The organism is Oleiphilus sp. HI0066 (genome assembly GCF_001635725.1).
This window is the reverse complement of the sequence record NZ_LWFH01000204.1, coordinates 1-887: the sequence shown is the minus strand read 5'-3', so window position 1 is coordinate 887 and position 887 is coordinate 1. Positions and strand designations below refer to the sequence as shown.

At 43.7% G+C, this 887-nt stretch carries 2 protein-coding genes; both read right to left on the bottom strand.

Annotated features, from left to right (window positions below; translation table 11 throughout):
- Positions 1 to 45 precede the first annotated feature (45 nt).
- Positions 46 to 669 carry an XrtA/PEP-CTERM system exopolysaccharide export protein gene (locus A3738_RS03200; RefSeq protein WP_082889946.1) on the bottom strand — a complete coding sequence of 208 codons (624 nt, stop codon included), beginning with the start codon at positions 667 to 669 and terminating at the stop codon, positions 46 to 48.
- An 86-nt stretch (positions 670 to 755) separates the two neighbouring features.
- Positions 756 to 881 (bottom strand): sugar transferase, encoded by a 126-nt coding sequence (locus tag A3738_RS29080; RefSeq protein WP_304440059.1) that lies wholly within the window; start codon positions 879 to 881, stop codon positions 756 to 758.
- Positions 882 to 887: the final 6 nt, after the last annotated feature.

Below are 887 nucleotides of genomic sequence, written 5' to 3'. Positions count from 1 at the left end.
AGATAACGTTGGCGTATTGCAGAATTTGAGCGAAATCCATCGAACTTAGAAGCCCCGCTCAGGTACGGTGATGATGTCTTGTGGGAATAGGCGGTAATTAGAATCCAACACACCTTTTTCAAGAATATCGTTCAAGTAAATAGGATATACCTTCGCCCCTTCCGAGGTTTGACGATACAATTTTGCTTCGTTGCCATTCGCAAATGGCGTCAAACCACCTGCTTCAAGAATCACATCTAGCACGGTGATGCCTTTGCGGTAGGCAATCGAACGCTGTTGCGCGACTGCACCAGTTACGCGGATTCGGTGAATAAATTCAGCACTCGTTGGGTTCGTAACAATTACTGTTACCTTCGGCGTTCGAATAAAGTCGCCTAGTTTTTCTTCAATCGTTGCAGACAGCTCACGAGTACTAATACCATCTACTTTCAAATCGCCAACTAACGGAACAGAGATTTTGCCATCAGGACGAACGGTCACGTTCACTGACAAATCAGGATTTCNCCACACATTCACAGATACCGCATCGCCGATACCCATTAAATACTCTTCAACGACACCGATACTTGATTCAACTGGTTGTTCTTCAACTGTATTCACAGAGCTACACGCATACAGCCCCATTAGCGCAGCTAACACAGCCACTTTAGACACTACTCGCTTAAACATACTTTGGTCCTTCAACTCTCATTCTTTTAAGTGTACCGCAATACATAGAAAGGGGTCAGAGTAAAAGTACTCTGACCCCAATATTTCTAATGCACACCTTTTCCAAGCAACACCACTTCAACCGTCTGAATGACGATTAACACATCCATAAAAAAGCTATGGTTCTTCACATAGTACAAATCGTATTTGAGCTTATTTCTTGCGTCTTGCACAGATGC